The organism is Acinetobacter sp. F-1, assembly GCF_022869025.1.
In the GTDB taxonomy this organism is placed as follows: Bacteria; Pseudomonadota; Gammaproteobacteria; order Pseudomonadales; family Moraxellaceae; genus Acinetobacter; species Acinetobacter pseudolwoffii.
In genome coordinates, this window is record NZ_JAJKFX010000004.1 from 87,434 (window position 1) to 105,979 (window position 18,546).

General features: G+C 45.8%; 15 protein-coding genes and 1 riboswitch. Of the genes, 12 read left to right on the top strand and 3 right to left on the bottom strand.

What is annotated here, in order from left to right:
* Positions 1-155 precede the first annotated feature (155 nt).
* A complete protein-coding gene (ftsZ, locus tag LOZ91_RS05580; RefSeq protein ID WP_005095029.1) occupies positions 156-1,346 on the top strand; it encodes a cell division protein FtsZ in 1,191 nt (396 codons plus the stop codon).
* Between the two features lie 126 nt (positions 1,347-1,472).
* On the top strand, positions 1,473-2,375 hold the full coding sequence (gene lpxC / locus LOZ91_RS05585) for a UDP-3-O-acyl-N-acetylglucosamine deacetylase (protein WP_005095032.1): 903 nt from the start codon (positions 1,473-1,475) through the stop codon (positions 2,373-2,375).
* 99 nt (positions 2,376-2,474) lie between these two features.
* On the opposite strand, the gene LOZ91_RS05590 is transcribed toward lpxC, so the two are convergent.
* Positions 2,475-2,915 (bottom strand): DciA family protein, encoded by a 441-nt coding sequence (locus tag LOZ91_RS05590; protein ID WP_005095034.1) that lies wholly within the window; start codon positions 2,913-2,915, stop codon positions 2,475-2,477.
* A gap of 107 nt (positions 2,916-3,022) precedes the next feature.
* Here LOZ91_RS05590 and LOZ91_RS05595 point away from each other — a divergent pair, with 107 nt between their 5' ends.
* The 10 genes from LOZ91_RS05595 (at position 3,023) to recJ (ending at position 16,618) form a co-directional block, all read left to right on the top strand.
* A complete protein-coding gene (locus LOZ91_RS05595; protein ID WP_244782778.1) occupies positions 3,023-3,706 on the top strand; it encodes a M23 family metallopeptidase in 684 nt (227 codons plus the stop codon).
* Positions 3,707-4,034: 328 nt separating this feature from the next.
* Positions 4,035-6,737, top strand: a complete 2,703-nt coding sequence (gene aceE, locus LOZ91_RS05600) for a pyruvate dehydrogenase (acetyl-transferring), homodimeric type (RefSeq protein WP_244782779.1) — start codon at positions 4,035-4,037, stop codon at positions 6,735-6,737.
* 2 nt (positions 6,738-6,739) lie between these two features.
* Positions 6,740-8,752 (top strand): 2-oxo acid dehydrogenase subunit E2, encoded by a 2,013-nt coding sequence (locus tag LOZ91_RS05605; RefSeq protein ID WP_179999503.1) that lies wholly within the window; start codon positions 6,740-6,742, stop codon positions 8,750-8,752.
* 88 nt (positions 8,753-8,840) lie between these two features.
* A riboswitch (yybP-ykoY riboswitch) is annotated at positions 8,841-8,981 on the top strand.
* A gap of 73 nt (positions 8,982-9,054) precedes the next feature.
* Positions 9,055-9,630 (top strand): TMEM165/GDT1 family protein, encoded by a 576-nt coding sequence (locus LOZ91_RS05610; protein WP_244782780.1) that lies wholly within the window; start codon positions 9,055-9,057, stop codon positions 9,628-9,630.
* Positions 9,631-9,818: 188 nt separating this feature from the next.
* The gene (locus LOZ91_RS05615) at positions 9,819-10,616 is read left to right on the top strand and encodes an MBL fold metallo-hydrolase (RefSeq protein ID WP_244782781.1); all 798 of its coding nucleotides are present in this window, start codon (positions 9,819-9,821) and stop codon (positions 10,614-10,616) included.
* Positions 10,617-10,712: 96 nt separating this feature from the next.
* Entirely contained in the window at positions 10,713-11,078 is a 366-nt protein-coding gene (locus LOZ91_RS05620) for a YkgJ family cysteine cluster protein (RefSeq protein WP_074383866.1), read from the top strand.
* Between the two features lie 236 nt (positions 11,079-11,314).
* Positions 11,315-12,781: an IMP dehydrogenase gene (gene guaB / locus LOZ91_RS05625; protein WP_180000222.1), complete on the top strand. Its 1,467-nt coding sequence runs from the start codon at positions 11,315-11,317 to the stop codon at positions 12,779-12,781.
* Between the two features lie 122 nt (positions 12,782-12,903).
* Positions 12,904-14,235: a phosphoglucosamine mutase gene (glmM, locus tag LOZ91_RS05630; RefSeq protein ID WP_074383868.1), complete on the top strand. Its 1,332-nt coding sequence runs from the start codon at positions 12,904-12,906 to the stop codon at positions 14,233-14,235.
* Between the two features lie 11 nt (positions 14,236-14,246).
* The gene (pdxH, locus tag LOZ91_RS05635; RefSeq protein ID WP_005173224.1) at positions 14,247-14,903 is read left to right on the top strand and encodes a pyridoxamine 5'-phosphate oxidase; all 657 of its coding nucleotides are present in this window, start codon (positions 14,247-14,249) and stop codon (positions 14,901-14,903) included.
* A gap of 14 nt (positions 14,904-14,917) precedes the next feature.
* A complete protein-coding gene (recJ, locus tag LOZ91_RS05640; RefSeq protein ID WP_244782821.1) occupies positions 14,918-16,618 on the top strand; it encodes a single-stranded-DNA-specific exonuclease RecJ in 1,701 nt (566 codons plus the stop codon).
* A gap of 51 nt (positions 16,619-16,669) precedes the next feature.
* Here the strand turns inward: recJ and LOZ91_RS05645 are convergent, their stop codons facing one another.
* Positions 16,670-17,407 carry a putative porin gene (locus tag LOZ91_RS05645; protein ID WP_244782782.1) on the bottom strand — a complete coding sequence of 246 codons (738 nt, stop codon included), beginning with the start codon at positions 17,405-17,407 and terminating at the stop codon, positions 16,670-16,672.
* Between the two features lie 177 nt (positions 17,408-17,584).
* Positions 17,585-18,370 carry a putative porin gene (locus LOZ91_RS05650; protein ID WP_244782783.1) on the bottom strand — a complete coding sequence of 262 codons (786 nt, stop codon included), beginning with the start codon at positions 18,368-18,370 and terminating at the stop codon, positions 17,585-17,587.
* Between the last annotated feature and the right edge of the window lie 176 nt (positions 18,371-18,546).

Sequence of the window (18,546 nt, forward strand, 5' to 3'; positions counted from 1 at the left end):
ATTTTTATTGTGAATATTGTTGAGAAGATGTAGTTAATCGGGCTTGTACTTGACAAGTTAACGCATGAGCAGCATTCTTAAAAACAATTTTATTAAGATTAAGGCAGTGTACGGGCTTAGTGACTGCCAATTATGAATTAGGAATTTTATAGGTCATGGCCTCATTTGAATTTTTCGAAGACGATCATAGCGATAGCAATGGTCAAGCCCGTTTCACTGTGTTTGGTGTAGGCGGTGCGGGTGGTAATGCTGTACAACACATGTTGCAGTCTGATATCCAGGGCGTAAAGTTTGTTTGTGCCAATACGGACAAGCAGGCACTCGATCGCATGGAAGCCGAATTTAAAATTCAGCTGGGTGAGCAAAGTACCCGTGGTCTGGGTGCAGGTGCCAATCCGCAAGTGGGTCAGACTGCCGCAGAAGAAAGCCGTGAACTGATCCGCCAGCAGCTTGAAGGGACCGATATGGTCTTTGTCACTGCGGGTATGGGCGGTGGTACCGGAACGGGTGCTGCGCCAGTGGTTGCTGAAATTGCCAAAGAAATGGGTATCCTGACGGTTGGTGTAGTGACGACGCCATTCAACTTTGAGGGCAAGCGCCGTTTACAATCTGCGGAAAAAGGCATTGAAGCGCTTGAGCAGCATGTCGACTCATTGATTATCATTCCAAATCAGCGTTTATTGAAAGTCTTCCGTGATATTTCAATGAAAGATGCCTATAAAAAAGCGGATGATGTGCTACTGAATGCGGTACGCAGTATTTTTGATCTTGTGGTACGTCCGGGTCATATTAACCTTGACTTCGCCGATTTGAAAACAGCGATGAGTACTCGTGGTTATGCCATGATGGGTGTTGGTTTAGGCCGTGGTGAAAACCGTGCCCGTCAGGCTGCTGAACAGGCTATTCGTAGCCCATTACTCGATAACGTAACCATCATGAATGCCAAAGGTATTCTGATTAACGTAACGGGTGGCGATGATGTCACTTTCGGTGAAATTGAAGAAATCACCGATGTTGTTAACCAGATTGTCGATTTGGATGAAGGTCAGGTGTTCTACGGTACGGTATTTGATCCGGATGCACGTGATGAAATCAGTGTGACCGTGATTGCAACGGGTTTAACCCGTCATGCAGCGGATTCAGTTGAACCAACCAAACGTACCAATGTACAGGCAACGCGCCCAGCAGCAGCCTCACAGGCTGTGGTAGAAGATGATGATGTACCAGCGATTCAGCGCCAACAGCATGAAACCGCTACGCCAGCGAATGCTGCAGCATCAGTTTCAAGCCCGCGTCCAACGCCAATGAGTATTCAGGATTATCTTAAGAATCAACAGCGTAAATAACATGTAACATCATGTGTTTACCATGATTACACAGGAAAGGTGGCTTTTAAGCCACCTTTTTGTTTTTTCTCAATGGCCAAATATGCTAACGTATAGCGGTTTTATTGATGAACAGATGAAAGAAGCATGTTGAAACAACGTACCCTGAAACGTATCGTGAAAGCGAGCGGAATCGGTCTTCACAGTGGGCAAAAAGTCATGATTAACTTTGTGCCGCACCATGCCGATGGGGGAATTGTGTTTCGTCGTATTGACCTGAATCCGCCGGTCGACATTCCTGCCGATGCGATGCTGATTCAGGAAGCTTTCATGTGCTCGAATCTGGTTCAGGAAAATGCCAAAGTCGGTACGATTGAACATGTCATGAGTGCGATTGCCGGTTTAGGAATTGATAACCTGATTATCGAAGTCTCTGCCTCGGAAGTGCCGATTATGGATGGCAGTGCAGGCCCGTTTATCTATTTGCTCATGCAAGGTGGTCTGCAAGAACTGGATGCTGCGAAAAAATTCGTCAAGATTATTAAACCGGTTGAAGCACTGATTGATGATAAGCGTGCCATTTTTAGTCCGCACCATGGCTTCCAGCTGAATTTCACCATTGATTTTGATCATCCTGCTTTTAAAAAAGAACATCAGTCCGCCAGTATCGATTTCTCGACTGAAACTTTTGTTTATGAGGTTAGTGAAGCACGTACCTTTGGTTTTATGAAAGATCTGGATTATCTCAAAGCCAATAATCTGGCACTGGGAGCCAGTTTGGAGAATGCCATTGGTGTGGATGAAACCGGAGTGGTGAATGAAGAGGGTCTAAGGTTCTCTGATGAATTTGTACGCCATAAAATTTTGGATGCAGTCGGGGATTTGTATCTGCTTGGACATCAGATCATTGCCAAATTTGATGGTTATAAATCTGGACATGCTTTGAATAATCAGCTGTTGCGCAATGTGAAAAGTGATCCAAGCTGCTATGAAATTGTAACATTTGATGACGAGGCCAATTGTCCAATCATGTATGTGAATGTGACATAAGTCATTGTGTTTGTGTCTTTATGTTTTAGTTATTGCGTCAATAGTGTGACATGTGTCGCATAATACTGCTTTTCTAATTTATTACATTTGATTGCTATGTTACTTTTTATTGCTTGCCAAACGTAGCAAAGCTTGGCTAAGCTTAGGGTCGCTTATAAAGTCAGCTGCACCACGAAGTAATTCCTGTGTTTCTGCATTTAAGGCTCTTTCAGGTGTTGCTGCAACAGGTTGCGTTTGTGAAGGATTCCGCAAACAAACTTGAAGTTTTGTAAGATCTGTTAATTCATTTATTTGAGAGAGTTGTGAAATGTATTGCTTTTGAAGATAGGCCAATTGACTGATCATGGCCTGGTTTTCACCGGTAATCGTTAACACACCATTTTGATAGCACACAACTTGCCAGCGTTCCGGTTGGGGCAATAGCGGTTGTACGAGTTTCGTAAGTTTCTGCCAGGCAGCAACTTGTGATGAGAGAAACGAAAAGTTTCCTGTTTTTATCTGTTTTCTGGTTTGTTGAAAAACGTTGACAGGTTCCGACATACATAATTCCTACATGTTTATGTCTTAATCTTATGCGCTTCTTTTAGTGGATATCAAGGATAGAGATCTTCAAGGAACTCGATTAAAGCAGTTTAGAGAGGTTTTTTATGCATATGCGACGTATTTTGTTGGCATTTTCTTTATCAGTTTCAGCTGCTTCGGTAGCGTTTGCAGATTTAGTCAATCTAAATCAAGAAAATGGTTCAACAGATCGTATCGAGCAATTGACGCGTACTCTGGCACAGGGTGCATATACTCATCCAGATGATATCGATATTCCAGCGCAAACCAAATTGAATGTCCAGCTACGTGAAAAGCCAGTTGAGCTTAACAATCGCACGCTGGCACAGAAGTATGCAAATACCTCATCTAATCGAGCTGCTGCAAATAGTGCTTATTCCTGGCTGATCGCTCATCCCTTACCCAATTCTCGCGTAAGTTCAAATTACGGTGGTCGTACCATGGGTGGCCGTGCTGAAAATCACTCAGGTCTTGATCTTGCAGCGCCAAGTGGTACACCAATTTATGCCACAGGCCCAGGTATTGTAACCAAATCAGGTTGGGGTACGGGTTATGGTCAATATGTTGAAATCAATCATGGCAATGGCTATTTAACACGTTATGCTCATGCTTCACGTCTTATTGCACGTGTGGGAGAACAGGTACAGGCAGGTGATCATATTGCCAACGTTGGCTGTACTGGCCGCTGTACCGGTCCACACTTGCATTATGAAATTGTAAAAGACGGTCAACGTAAAAACCCATCTACTTATTTGGCTATGTTACCTTAAGTATAGACCTGAATTTCTATTAGGCTCTTTATACATAAGCATCTCTCCAATAAGCATTTCAAAGCGATTAAGCTAAGGCTCTTCAACCCACATTGAAGGGTTCTTCAGATAATCGCTTTTAAGTCTGATATTATCACCAACTATTATAATGAATGTATAATAAATCTCCTATATTGACTATTTTTTGTTATGTTGTGTAATTAAACGTCACCAATCATTTAGTTCCTAAATAGTACTGCCAAATCGCATTCAGCCAGAGCCATACCTGCTGAGGTCTCAAATATGGTACATATAAGACATTAAATTAGGCTTTTAGGAACTGTAGATTATGGCGTTTTATGGCGATACAGACGCGCAAGAAACCCAAGAATGGCAAGATGCATTTGACTCTGTTTTGCAACACATGGGTACCGAGCGTGCAGCATTTTTATTAGAAAAACTTTATCAACGCGCAATTGCAAAGCATGTTCCTATTCAGCGTTTAAATACTCCCTACTTAAATACGATTTCTGTTGAAGAACAACCTGCAATGCCAGGCGACCAGGATATGGAGCGCCGTATTCGCGCGCTGATCCGCTGGAATGCCTTGGCAATGGTATTACGCGCGAATAAAACCGGTGATGATCTCGGTGGTCACCTGGCGAGTTTTGCTTCTTCCGCAACCCTTTATGATGTGGGCTTTAACCACTTCTTCCGCGCCAATAGCGACAGCTTCGGCGGCGACATGATCTATTACCAGGGTCACTGTGCACCTGGTATCTATGCGCGTTCATTTTTAGAAGGACGTTTGACTGAAGAGCATCTGAATAATTTCCGTCGTGAAGTAGGCGGTAAAGGTCTGCCATCTTATCCGCATCCTTATTTGATGCCGGACTACTGGCAGTTCCCAACCGTATCGATGGGTCTGGGCCCAATCATGTCGATTTATCAGGCACATATTCAAAAGTACCTGATGAACCGTGGCCTGATCAAAGAAGAAGATCGTAAGGTTTGGGCGTATTTGGGTGATGGCGAGATGGACGAGCCGGAAAGCCTGGGTGCAATTTCTCTGGCAGGTCGCGAAAAGCTCGATAACCTGATCTGGGTGGTGAACTGTAACTTGCAACGTCTGGATGGTCCGGTACGTGGTAATGGCAAGATCATTCAGGAACTTGAGTCACTATTCCGCGGCGCAGGCTGGCGTGTGATTAAAGTTGTGTGGGGCCGTCATTGGGATCCACTACTGGATAAAGATAAATCCGGTGCACTGAAAGCAGTGATGGAAGAAGCCGTCGATGGCGATTTCCAGCGTTACCAGGTAAAAGGTGGTGCTTACGCACGTGAAAAGTTCTTCGGTAAATACCCAGAAGCCAAAGAGCTGGTGAAAGATTTAAGCGACGAAGATATTGATAATCTGAACCGCGGTGGCCACGACCCGTACAAAGTCTTTGCGGCTTATGCCGAAGCATGTACGGCCAAAGGTCAGCCGACCGTGATTCTGGCGAAAACCGTCAAAGGTTATGGTTTGTCCGAGGAAATCGAAGCAGTCAACAAAACTCACCAAATCAAGAAGATGCAAATCAATTCTTTGAAATACGTGCGTGACCGTTTCAATCTTCCGTTCACCGATGAACAGCTGGAAGAAGTACCATTCTACCGTCCAAGTGAAAATTCGCCTGAAATCAAATATATGAAGGCGCGTCGTGAAGCATTGGGTGGTTATCTGCCGGCACGTCGTAAGGAAAGCGAACAGCTGGCGATTCCTGGACTTTCAGTATTTGATTCGGTCTTGGCCGGTTCAAATGGTAAAGAACAATCGACGACTATGGTGATGGTACGTCTAATCTCTGCTCTGCTGAAAGAGAAAGCGATTAAAGACCGTGTGGTGCCAATTGTTCCGGATGAAGCGCGTACCTTCGGTTTGGAAGGGATGTTCCGTCAGCTTGGTATTTATGCCGCGCATGGCCAGAAATATACCCCGGAAGACCAAGAACAGCTGATGCATTACCGTGAAGCCAAAGACGGTCACATGCTACAAGAAGGGATTAACGAAGCCGGTGCGATGAGTGCATGGGCGGCCTTAGGCACAAGTTATTCAACCAATAACCTGCCAATGATTCCAATGTATATGTATTACTCGATGTTTGGTTTCCAGCGTATCGGTGATATTGCATGGGCAGCCGGCGATGCACAGGCACAAGGCTTCTTGCTGGGTGCAACTGCGGGTCGTACTACACTGAACGGTGAAGGCTTACAGCATCAGGATGGTCATTCACACATCTTGGCCAATACCATTCCAAACTGTGTCTCTTATGACCCATGTTTCGGTTATGAATTGGCGGTGATCGTGCATGACGGTTTACAACGTATGTATGTGAATCAGGAACGTGTGTTCTATTACCTGACCGTGATGAACGAAAACTACGAGCATCCGGAAATGCCAAAAGGTGTTGAAGAAGGCATCAAGCGTGGTATGTACTTACTGGAAGAAGATGAAAAAGCCACGGTTCAGTTACTGGGCTCGGGTGTGATCCTGCGTGAAGTGATCAAGGCGGCGAAGATTCTGCGTGAGGAATATCAAATTCACTCAAATGTCTACAGTGTCACCAGCTTCAATGAACTGGCACGTGATGGTATGGCATGTGAAGAATACAACCGCCTGCATCCACTTGCTGAGGATGTGAAAGAAGCATGGATATCGAAACAGCTACGCGGTACCGAAGGTATTGTGGTGTCTGCAACTGATCATATGCGTGCCTATAGCGAACAGATTCGTGCCTATCTTCCAGATGGCCGCCCATTTGTGGCACTCGGTACCGATGGTTATGGCCGTTCAGATACACGTGGTAATTTACGTAGCTACTTCGGTGTCGATGCTGCCCATATTGTGGTGGCAACTCTGAAAAAACTGGCAGATGAAGGTGAAGTTGATCCGCGCCTGGTGAAAGACGCGATCTCGACGTTTGAGCTGGATACCGATCGTCCGGTGGCTTGGGCACCGCAAGACACCCCATCTGTACATGCTGTTGCTGACTACAAAGAGGAGAACTAAGCATGCAAATTACGACTCCCGATATTGGTGTAGATCAGGCAACCGTGGCCGAAATTCTGGTCAAAGTCGGTGATACGATTGCGATTGATGACAGCATCGTGTTGCTTGAATCCGATAAAGCCTCTGTTGAAGTGCCCAGCACTTCAGCAGGGGTGGTGAAAAGCATTCTGGTCAGTCAGGGTGATGAAGTGACTGAAGGCGCGGTACTGATTGAACTGCAAGCTGAAGATGGCAGTACGGATGTGGTCGAGCCACAGCAAGCAGATGCCTCACAAAAAACCTCAGAAAATACACCTACGTCTTTGCCTGATCAGGAAATCATGCAAGAACTGGCATCACATCAGCCAAAAGTTTCTGCTGCGCCTGAGGCTCAAGCAAGTTCACAAGTGGTCGATGTTCAAGTCCCCGATATTGGTGTAGAGAAAGCCACTGTCGGTGAAATTCTGGTCTCTGTCGGTGATGAAATCGAGGTGGATCAAAGCATCGTGGTGGTGGAATCGGACAAGGCGACTGTTGAAGTGCCAAGTACGGTTGCAGGTACGGTGGAATCCATCGACATTAAAGAAGGCGACACGATTAAAGAAGGTGTGGTGATTCTAAAAGTGAAAACTTCAGGATCGACCCCGACTGTTGCAGCAGAAGCGCCAAAAGCTGAAGCTGCGCCAGTTCAAGATGCTAAAGCGGAGCCAGTGGCTCAAGCTGCAGCAGCACCTGCGGGTGATGTTGAAGTGATGGTGCCTGATCTGGGTGTAGACAAAGCAGCTGTGGCTGAAATTCTGGTTTCTGTCGGTGATACGGTTGAAAAAGACCAGAGCATCATCGTGGTGGAATCAGACAAAGCCACGGTTGAAGTGCCAAGCACAACTGCTGGGGTAATCAAGGCCATTCATGTTGAGCTGGGACAAAATGTCTCTGAAGGCATTGCACTGATGACAGTTCAAGCTGAAGCGCAAGCAGAGGCTGCACCTGTTGCGGCTAAAGCGGAAGCACCGAAAGCAGCTGTTACACCAGTAGAGACCACCAAAGCAGCACCTGCTGCATCTTCTACTCCAGCGGTGGCGACCTCTGACAATGCCGACAAGCTGACCAAAGAGCAGAATATCGCCAACTCGAAAGTCTATGCCGGCCCTGCTGTACGTAAACTGGCACGTGAACTGGGCGTAGTATTGTCAGAAGTTCAGGCTTCAGGTTCCAATGCCCGGGTGATGAAAGAAGATCTGAAAGCGTATGTCAAAGCGCGCCTGACTGCGCCGCAGGCTGCTCCTGTAGCCGCTGCTGCTCAAGCCGCAGGTCTACCAAAATTGCCAGACTTCAGTGCTTTTGGTGGTGTGGAAGAAAAAGCCTTGACGCGTTTGCAACAAGTGTCTATTCCGCAGTTGTCGCTGAATAATTTCATTCCGCAAGTGACCCAGTTTGATGCAGCCGATATTACTGAACTGGAAGCATGGCGTAATGAGCTGAAAGGCAACTTTAAGAAAGAAGGCCTGAGCCTGACCATTATGGCCTTCATCATCAAAGCAGTTGCGCACTTGTTAAAAGAAGAGCGCGAGTTTGCTGGTCACTTGGCCGATGATGGCAAGTCAGTATTGCTACGTAACGAGATCCATATGGGGATCGCGGTGGCAACGCCAGATGGTTTAACGGTTCCGGTATTGCGTCATCCCGATCAGAAGTCGATTAAACAGATTGCCACTGAGCTGGGAAGCTTGGGTCAAAAAGCGCGTGACAAGAAATTGTCGCCAAAAGATCTGCAAGGGGCGAACTTTACCATTACCAGCCTGGGCTCAATTGGTGGTACTGCATTTACGCCGCTGGTGAACTGGCCGCAAGTGGCAATTCTGGGAATTTCACCTGCCACCATGCAACCCGTCTGGAATGGTGAAGGCTTTGATCCACGCTTGATGCTACCGTTGTCTTTGTCATACGATCACCGTGTGATTAATGGTGCAGATGCTGCGCGTTTCACCAACAAGCTGACCCAGCTGCTCAAAGATATCCGTACTTTATTGATTTAATCTGATCAGATTATTTCAATCATAGACCCTGCTTCGGCGGGGTTTATTTTTGCCACATTGAAAAATAATCTATTTGATTCTATACTTGGCGCACTTCATTGGGGAGTAGCCGCCTTTTGCGCAAAGCAGAAGGGTGATGGTCAACATATTTGCTCAACCGGGCATGGTCATCATAGCAAAGAACCAAGTCAGCTTTTCCAAGCTTTCTTTTGTTGGCAAGACCTTTGATTTACCACTCTGCAGATTTTGGCTAGCAGGAGCGGTGAGTCATTGGTATTGGATGCTAGCCAGAGAAAGACCTTATGTATGAATTCTTACTGTCGACTGCAATCGTGGCACTGGCTGAAATGGGTGACAAGACCCAACTGCTGGCTTTGCTGCTTGCCGCACGTTTTCGTAAACCCATTCCTATTTTGATTGCCATTTTATTGGCGACACTGATTAATCACGGCCTTTCTGCAGTATTGGGACAATGGATCACCACCGTGATTGGGCCGGAAGTCCTGCTGTGGATCGTTTCGATTGGCTTTATTGCGATGGCAATCTGGATGCTGATTCCGGATGAACTGGGTGATGAAAATGCCAGTATCAATAAATGGCAAAAATTCGGGGTCTTTGGTGCAACCTTCATTTTGTTCTTTCTGGCAGAAATTGGCGACAAGACCCAGATTGCTACAGTAGCACTGGCGGCACGTTTCGACAGCGTTTTCTGGGTGATGTTAGGTACTACGCTGGGTATGATGCTGGCCAATGCACCTGCAGTATTTTTGGGTGATAAACTGGCGAACAGACTGCCGATCAGCCTGATCCATAAAATTGGCGCGGCCATTTTCCTGGTCATAGGTGTCGCGACACTGGTCCAATACTATTTATTCTAAAGCCTGAAACAAGAACTGCATGAATCCAATCCTGAGCTAAAAACTCAGGATTTTTTCTGCTTAAAATTCTCTGAAAACCTTGATAAATCTCGTGATATGGCCAGTTTTATGGATTGTAAATTCTATTAATTCCTTATATGTTGTACGGGTATAAAACAGCAGTTTTAACTATAAATTGGGGAATTTACATGGTTTTTGAGCGCACCACATCGCAAGTCCTGTTTGATAACGGGACACATAAATGCATTAGTTTTACCAGTCTGGTCAAAGGTGAAGGCGTTCAGGCAAACCAGTTTTTGATTATTGACAATGAGCGCGCTGCGGTACTCGATCCGGGTGGCGATTTGACCTATGTTCCGCTGACCATGGAGCTGAATAAATACACCCGCTTGACCCATCTGGACTATGTCATGGCTTCACATCAGGACCCGGACATTATCACTTCCATGCCGCGCTGGCTGGTATATACCGATGCCAAAGTGGTGGCTTCCAAGCTCTGGGCGCGTTTCTTGCCACATTTAAACTCGGCCTTTATGAGTGACCGGATGAAAGGCAACTGGCTGGATCGGCTGGTCGAACTCCCGGATCACGGCCAGATCATTCCTCTGGGTAATGCCAATATTGTGGCGGTGCCAGCGCATTTTCTGCATTCGGTGGGCAATTTCCAGTTTTATGATCCGATTGCCAAGATCCTGTTTTCGGGAGATATGGGCGCATCGATGGTCGATGATGCTGCCAAACCATTGGAAAACTTTGCGGCGCATATCCCAAAAATGAAAAGCTTTCATCAGCGTTATATGTGCAATAACAAGGTGATTCGTCTTTGGGTGAACATGGTGCGGGGCATGGATATCGAGATGATTGTGCCGCAGCATGGCACGCCTTTTATGGGTAAAGAGCAGATCACCCAGTTTCTGGACTGGATTGAAACGCTGCAATGTGGCACCGACCTGATGGACGAAACTGTTTTTACCTGTCCTGAATAGTTCACAGAAAAATAAAATTTTTCTTGTGTAGAAAAACAACATTTTTTATATTTCTTCTCCAAAAAACTTTTTTTTGATCATGAGAACTTATAAGAAATGTTATCTCAAGTTCCAACACCAGATGCATGTTTAAGCTGCGGGGCGTGCTGCGCCTATTTCAGGGTTTCGTTTTACTGGGCTGAAGGGATTCATATGCCTGAGCATTATACGGAACCTGTAACAGCAGTTTATTCATGTATGGCTGGAACCAATCAAAAAAATCCACGCTGTATTGCACTGGATGGCACCATCGGCCAGCAGGTCAGTTGCGGTATGTATGAGCTGCGCAGTTCATCCTGCAAAGAAGTACAGATCGCCGATGATCAATGCAATAAAGCCCGTTTGGCACATAATATGTTGCCTTTTATTCAGATTGAAAATGATGAAGCTGACAATGATGACAGTTTTGAATACGTCAGCTAAATCGACCCAAAGCAGAGTTTAGGCTCTGCTTTTTAGCTTTTTAAAGTATCGGGATTGAGTTCAAGCATCAGGCTACTGTGGTCAGTTCTTTTCTGATGTCGTATTTCTCAAATTGATTCACTGGAAAAAATCCAGCCCTCAAAACTATTTTAATGCAAAAATAATTTTGCAATTGCAATGAAATTTAAGTCGATATTTGTTTATAATAGTGCACGGAAATTACCAGTGAGACTGTTATGTTGACCATCGTTCAAGACGCGTTAACCTTCGATGATGTCCTATTACTCCCTGCCTATTCTACTGTTCTCCCAAAAGATGTCTCTCTAAAGACACGCCTGACCCGTGGCATTAACCTGAATATTCCTCTTGTGTCTGCAGCGATGGATACGGTGACTGAGTCCCGTATGGCAATTGCAATGGCGCAAAACGGTGGTATCGGTATTTTGCACAAGAACATGGATATCGCTGTTCAGGCTGCAGAAGTGCGCCGTGTGAAAAAATTCGAAGCGGGTATGGTCAAAGACCCGATTACAGTTACTCCTGAAACCACAGTACGTGAATTGATTGCTTTGACTCAAGCCAACAATATCAGTGGTGTACCAGTGGTGAAAGATGGCAAAGTGGTCGGTATTGTGACAGGTCGCGATACACGCTTTGAAACCAATCTTGAGCAGCCAGTCAGCAACATCATGACTGGTCAGGATCGTCTGGTAACAGTTCGCGAAGGCGAATCGAAAGAAAATATCCAAGCCTTATTACAGCAGCACCGTATTGAAAAAGTATTGGTGGTGAATGATCAGCAAGAGCTGAAAGGCTTGATTACGGTGACAGATTTCCGTAAAGCTGAACTTTATCCAAACAGCTGTAAAGATGATTTAGGTCGTCTACGTGTCGGTGCTGCAGTCGGTACCGGTGCAGAAACTCCAAGCCGTGTTGAAGCGCTGGTTGAAGCCGGTGTCGATGCGATTGTTGTCGATACAGCACATGGTCATTCTGCGGGTGTGATCGAACGGGTACGTTGGGTGAAAGCCAACTATCCACAAGTTCAGGTGATTGGCGGTAACATCGCAACTGGCGATGCTGCATTGGCCTTGCTTGATGCAGGTGCGGATGCGGTTAAAGTCGGGATTGGTCCGGGTTCAATCTGTACCACACGTATTGTGGCCGGTATTGGTATGCCGCAAATTTCTGCAATCGATTCTGTAGCCAATGCGCTGAAAGATCAGATTCCGTTGATTGCGGATGGTGGTATCCGTTTCTCTGGCGATATGGCCAAAGCGATTGGTGCGGGTGCAAGTACCATTATGGTCGGTTCATTGATGGCCGGTACTGAAGAAGCACCGGGCGAAGTTGAATTCTTCCAGGGCCGTTATTACAAAGCCTACCGCGGTATGGGTTCGTTGGGTGCCATGGCGGGTGCAACCGGTTCGGCTGACCGTTACTTCCAGGACTCTAAAGCCGGTGCCGAGAAATTGGTTCCTGAAGGCATTGAAGGTCGTGTACCGTACAAAGGTCCAATGGGCAATATCGTGCATCAGATGATGGGCGGCCTACGTTCTTCGATGGGTTATACCGGTTCTGCGATGATTGAAGACCTGCGTCAAAATGCCAAGTTTGTGAAAATCACTTCTGCCGGTATGTCGGAATCACATGTGCATGATGTGACCATTACCAAAGAAGCACCCAACTATCGCGTGGGTTAATCTCCTGTGATTTAAAATTTTTAAAAGCCGTCATGCAAATGACGGCTTTTTTATTTTGGTGTAAAGTGTGGCACAGGGAAAAAATGGGTGAGATCAATCATCCGCTAAGAAGTGAGATAAAGATGAGTTATTTTGGTACGGATGGTATTCGTGGAAAGTTTGGCGAATTGCCGATTACCCCTGAGTTTGCCCTGAAATTGGGGTTTGCAGCCGGTAAGGTTTTAAAGCGTCATAGTAAAAAAGCCAAGCCCTTGGTGGTTTTGGGTAAAGATACCCGTTTGTCTGGCTATATCCTGGAAGCCGCCTTGCAGGCAGGTTTAAATGCGGCTGGCGTCTATGTTCATCTTTTAGGCCCACTGCCAACACCGGCGATTGCCCATTTGACCCGCGCCTTGCATGCCAGCCTGGGAATTGTAATTTCTGCTTCGCATAATCCGTATTTCGATAACGGTATTAAGTTTTTCTCGGCGGAAGGCAAGAAATTACCGGATGCCTTGCAAGAAGAAATCAATCAGGAACTCGAACAAGATTTCATCATTGAAGATACCGCGAGCCTGGGTAAAAGTATCCGGGTCAAAGATGCCAATGGTCGCTATATTGAATTCTGTAAATCGACTTTCCCCTATCATCTGGACTTGAATGAACTCACCATTGTGGTGGATTGTGCCAATGGTGCCGCCTATAACGTCGGGCCTGCTGTGTTCCGTGAGCTGGGCGCACGTGTGATTGCCATTCATAATGAACCGACCGGGTTAAATATCAATAAAGACTGTGGTTCGACTCATCCTGAAAGCTTGCAACAAGCCGTGATCCAGCATCAGGCCGACTTAGGTGTTGCTTTTGATGGCGATGCCGACCGTGTAGTTCTGGTGGATCAGTCTGGAAAGCTGATTGATGGCGACCATATTCTGTATATTCTTGCCACGCAAAGCTCGAAAAAGCCGGCAGGTATCGTCGGTACCTTAATGAGCAATATGGCACTGGAACTGGCACTGGAAAAAGCTCAAGTGCCATTATTACGTGCCAAAGTCGGCGACCGTTATGTGTTGCAAGGTCTGGAAGAAAACGGCTGGACGATTGGTGGCGAGCCTTCTGGGCATATTCTGACCTTGGACAAGAGCACCACCGGCGATGCCATTATTGCCGCCTTGCAAGTGCTGACAGTCATGGTTGAACAGAAGAAAGCCCTGCATGAGCTGGTGGCTGATTTTCAACTGTTGCCAAATGTCCTGGTCAATGTGCGTTTAGATGCCATGTTTGATCCTTATTCAGTACCGGCCTTGGCCGCTGAATTTGAAAAAGCCGAACAGCAGCTTAAAGGGCGTGGCCGCTTGTTGATTCGTAAATCAGGCACTGAACCGGTGATTCGTGTCATGGTGGAAGGCGAAGATTTAAGTGAAGTGACTGCACTGGCAAATTCATTAGCTGATGCTGTACGTGCCAATGCCGCTTAGAGGAAGAAAGAATGAGTGATCTGATCAAAGATCTGAGTGAGCTACGCCTGAATTATCAGAAAGGCGAGCTGCAAGAACAGCAGGTCAACCCGAATCCGCATATGCAGTTCTTGCAATGGTTTAACCATGCACTAGAAGCGAAGCTGCATGAACCCTATGCCATGTCATTGGCAACGGCGGATGCTCAAGGTCGTCCGCATGTGCGTACCGTATTGCTGCGCGGGGCGACTGAAGCAGGCTATGATTTCTATACTAATTATGACAGCCAAAAAGGTTTGGATCTGGCCGAAAATCCGTATGCTGAATTATTGTTCTATTGGCAGGATCAGGAACGTCAGATTCGGGTGAGTGGTAAAGTCATCAAGATTTCTGAACAGGAGTCGACTGATTACTATCATAAACGCCCACGTGACAGCCAGATTGCTGCGCATATCAGCACCCCGCAAAGTGGGGTAATTGCCAGCCGTGAAGAGCTGCAACAGCGTTTCTGGGACTTGCATAATCAGGTGGCGAATCAGCAACAGCTGGATAAACCGGAATTCTGGGGCGGTTATCGTCTCGAACCCGATTATTATGAATTCTGGCAGGGCCGTCCGAACCGTTTGCATGACCGTTTAAGCTATGAGAAAATTGATGGTGCATGGCAATTGCAACGCTTGATGCCTTGATTATGCCAAAAATCATGCCAAAACTCGAGATTAAGCAGCGCCCCTTTTTGACCCGTCCTGAAAATTTTCAGGGTGTTCCAGCGTTTGTGGCTGAAATTCTGGCCCGTCGAGGGGTGGAGTCCGAGCAGGAACTTGAGCTTAAACTCAAGCATCTGCTGGCACCGACCATGAAAGGCCTGACGGATGCGATTCAGTTGATCGATCAGGCAATTGATCGTGGGCAGAAAATCGTGATTGTCGGCGATTACGATGCCGATGGTGCAACCAGTACTGCACTCATGGTGCTGGCTCTACGTGATATGGGGGCGAATGTCGAGTATCTGGTACCAGACCGTTTTAAATATGGTTATGGTCTGACTGCGGCCATTGCCGATCTGGCTTTTGTTAATTTTACTCCGGATTTATTGATTACCGTGGACAATGGTATTTCCAGCCATGCAGGAGTGAAACAGGCGCAAGATCATGGCATGCAGGTGATCATTACCGATCACCATCTGACCACCAAGCCGACACCTGAAGCCGAAGCGGTGGTCAATCCGAATCAGCTCGGTTGTGATTTCCCCAGCAAAGCCTTGGCCGGGGTCGGGGTGGCGTTTTATGTGCTGGCCAATCTGTCGACCCATCGCAAAAAACTTGGAAAATCGACCACTCAAATTATTCATTATCTTGATCTGGTGGCACTCGGTACTTATGCCGATGTCGCCAGTCTGGACTATAACAACCGGATTCTGGTCGATGCGGGCCTGAAACGGATTCAGCAAGGGCAGTGCCGCGCAGGGGTCAGTGCGCTACTGGATATTGCAAAACGTGATCCGGCAGGTCTAAAAGCGCAAGATCTCGGTTTTGTCTTAGGGCCGCGAATTAATGCAGCCGGACGGATGGAAACCATGGACATCGGGATCGAGTGTCTATTGGCGCCGGATCTGGCAAACGCCTATCCACTGGCCGAACAGTTGAATCAACTGAATGTTGAACGCCGTCAGGTCGAAGCTAAAATCAAGCAGGACGCTTTAAACGAACTTGAGAAAATCCAGCTGGACGAAACTGAATTGCCGGCTGCATTAATCATGTTTGAACAGCATTGGCATCAAGGTGTCATTGGTATTGTGGCGGGGCGTTTAAAAGAGCAATTTCATCGTCCGAGTATTGTCTTTGCGGCAGATGAAGATGGAATACATATCAAGGGTTCAGCGCGTTCGATTGACGGGATTCATATCCGTGATGCGATTGAACAGGTGGCGGAGCAATATCCACATTTAGTCAGTCATTTTGGCGGGCATGCAGCAGCAGCGGGTTTAACCCTGAAAAAAGAAAATTTTGCTGAATTTAAGCAGGTCTTTGAAGCACTGATTGCTACGATGGACGCGGATTTATTCACTGCGACTTTATGGACGGATGGGGAGCTATCCGCTTCGGCTTTCCAGATCGAAACAGTCGATATCCTGCAAAATTTAAGTCCGTGGGGGCAAAAATTCCCTCCACCTATTTTTGAAGGGATCTTCAAGATTATGGACTATCGTTGGCTCAAAGATGTACATCTTAAATTACGCGTGGCGTTGGAAAATGGGCAGGTGATTGATGCGATCGCCTTCAATGCAGCCGATAAATATGAATTTGATCCGATGAAAGATACGCGCTTGGTGTATGAGCTGGATAAAAATGTCTTTAATGGCAATGTCAGCCTGCAAATGCGGATTATCCATTTAGAACAATAGGCCATAAAAAACCGCTCACTTGAGCGGTTTTTTTGCTTTTAATCGGAGAGATTAGAAGCGGTATGCACCACGTACGCCAAAGGTATCAGCATTATCAGCAAAATTAATCGAACCTTCTAAGCTAACTTGTTGGTTAAAGAATTTCTTGGCACGAATGGTAAAGACATCATTACCTTCTAGATCTGAGTCAGAGAATCCTAAGCCAACACTGAAAGTTTTATCGAGATATAAATCCGCACCTAGGTTATAAGCATCGATATCACCAAAACTTGCACCACCTTCGAAGTTCATATCGTATTGACCGACTTGTGTTACATATTTAGCACGTAAAGTTGGATCAATTTCATCGTCTGCATTGTCTTCAGAAATACCTACAAGACCAAGTGCTACTAATAAGCCAGGAACAGGTAAATAACCCGCTTCAGCAGCGTAACCAGTTATGTCACCAGCGTCATTATCAAAATGAGTAATATTACCACTTAAATAAAAGTCTGAATTTGGAACAAAATATTCAATACCAGCACCAATGCCAAACGTGTCTGAATCATCTTGATAGCTTAATACACCATTCACATTGCTGGCACGGTTTAAAAATGCAGCTTCATTCAAAGGCGAATTTTTGACTTGGACCGAGTTGAAGTAGTAAGTCCCATCGATAGCAAAACCTACATCTGAACCACCTTGGTCACGATCAATAAGATCAATAGAAGCCCCAACTTCAGTTTGGTAAGCGTGTGCAGTTCCCAGGCCAGCAAGAAGCGCTGTAGCAAGAGCAAGTTTCTTAAGCATTTAGATTTCTCTCTTTGTTATAAAAATATGACTGTATTATTAACAGTTGTAACAAATTGTACAGTTTATATTCGTTCAGTCAATGTGCAAAAAATACCTAAATGCTGGTTAAAAGTGCAATAAAAAAACCCATCCGAGGATGGGTTTTTTTATAAATGGCTAATCTGTGGTTTTAGATTAGAAGCGGTATTTCGCTGCTACACCAAATTTGTTGTAATCATTGTTGCCTACTTCACCAAAACCAACTCGACCTTCCAGGCTCACTTGCTGGTTAATGAATTTACGAGCACTGATCCCGAACTCATTGGTATCTGTAGGGCCAAGATCTTTACTTGCATAATCTACACCAACACTGAGTGTCTTATCGATAAAATAGTCTGCTGCCAGATTGTATTCATCTAGATCACCAAAGCCTGCGCCAGCTTCCAGGTTGATATCTTTACCATTACTAAGTGTAGTCACATATTTAGCACGTAATGTTGGATCTACGCCGTCATCATAGTCATTATCATAACCTTTTAAACCGGCAGCAATTAATAGGCCCGGTGCTGGAAGGTAACCGATTTCAGCACCATAAACGGTTTGATCAAAGTTAGGGCCAACGTCGCGTTTAACATCATCACGACCAACATTACCACTTAGGTAGAAGTCTGAATTTGGTACAAAATATTCAGCGCCTACGCCGTAACGATGACGGTCATCATTACCGATTTCATCATATTGATATTGAGCGCTTACATTGCTGGCACGATCAAGGAACGCTGCCTCTGCTAATGGTGAATTACGTGTTTGAACTGGATTGAAGTAATATTTACCATCGACACCGAAAGAACCGCTAGTTCCGCCGAAATCCGGGTCAATTACTCCTGCTGATGCACCAATTTCTGCCTGGTAAGCATGTGCTGCTGTACCTGTCATTGCTATTGCTGAAAGTAGTGCCGAAGCAATCGCTAATTTTTTCATGGTTACTACCCCTCAAATCTTTAGTTAAAAACATTACACTTTTTGTTACAACTTTCAGTCTAGAGCAATTTCAAAGATCGTCAATCAAAGGAAAGTTACAGCAATGTGAATAGCGTAATCTTATGTAATCTTTTCTAAATAAGTAACTGAATAATAAAATTAAATTTATAATGTAG

What these genes read in the sequence shown, in the direction of transcription:
- guaB (WP_180000222.1), top strand. Translation starts at nt 11,315, where the DNA reads ATGTTGACCATCGTTCAAGACGCGTTAACCTTCGATGATGTCCTATTA.
- LOZ91_RS05620 (WP_074383866.1), top strand. Translation starts at nt 10,713, where the DNA reads ATGTTATCTCAAGTTCCAACACCAGATGCATGTTTAAGCTGCGGGGCG.
- LOZ91_RS05595 (WP_244782778.1), top strand. Translation starts at nt 3,023, where the DNA reads ATGCATATGCGACGTATTTTGTTGGCATTTTCTTTATCAGTTTCAGCT.
- LOZ91_RS05590 (WP_005095034.1), bottom strand. Translation starts at nt 2,915, where the DNA reads ATGTCGGAACCTGTCAACGTTTTTCAACAAACCAGAAAACAGATAAAA.
- lpxC (WP_005095032.1), top strand. Translation starts at nt 1,473, where the DNA reads ATGTTGAAACAACGTACCCTGAAACGTATCGTGAAAGCGAGCGGAATC.
- pdxH (WP_005173224.1), top strand. Translation starts at nt 14,247, where the DNA reads ATGAGTGATCTGATCAAAGATCTGAGTGAGCTACGCCTGAATTATCAG.
- LOZ91_RS05605 (WP_179999503.1), top strand. Translation starts at nt 6,740, where the DNA reads ATGCAAATTACGACTCCCGATATTGGTGTAGATCAGGCAACCGTGGCC.
- LOZ91_RS05650 (WP_244782783.1), bottom strand. Translation starts at nt 18,370, where the DNA reads ATGAAAAAATTAGCGATTGCTTCGGCACTACTTTCAGCAATAGCAATG.
- ftsZ (WP_005095029.1), top strand. Translation starts at nt 156, where the DNA reads ATGGCCTCATTTGAATTTTTCGAAGACGATCATAGCGATAGCAATGGT.
- glmM (WP_074383868.1), top strand. Translation starts at nt 12,904, where the DNA reads ATGAGTTATTTTGGTACGGATGGTATTCGTGGAAAGTTTGGCGAATTG.
- LOZ91_RS05645 (WP_244782782.1), bottom strand. Translation starts at nt 17,407, where the DNA reads ATGCTTAAGAAACTTGCTCTTGCTACAGCGCTTCTTGCTGGCCTGGGA.
- LOZ91_RS05615 (WP_244782781.1), top strand. Translation starts at nt 9,819, where the DNA reads ATGGTTTTTGAGCGCACCACATCGCAAGTCCTGTTTGATAACGGGACA.
- recJ (WP_244782821.1), top strand. Translation starts at nt 14,918, where the DNA reads ATGCCAAAACTCGAGATTAAGCAGCGCCCCTTTTTGACCCGTCCTGAA.
- LOZ91_RS05610 (WP_244782780.1), top strand. Translation starts at nt 9,055, where the DNA reads ATGTATGAATTCTTACTGTCGACTGCAATCGTGGCACTGGCTGAAATG.
- aceE (WP_244782779.1), top strand. Translation starts at nt 4,035, where the DNA reads ATGGCGTTTTATGGCGATACAGACGCGCAAGAAACCCAAGAATGGCAA.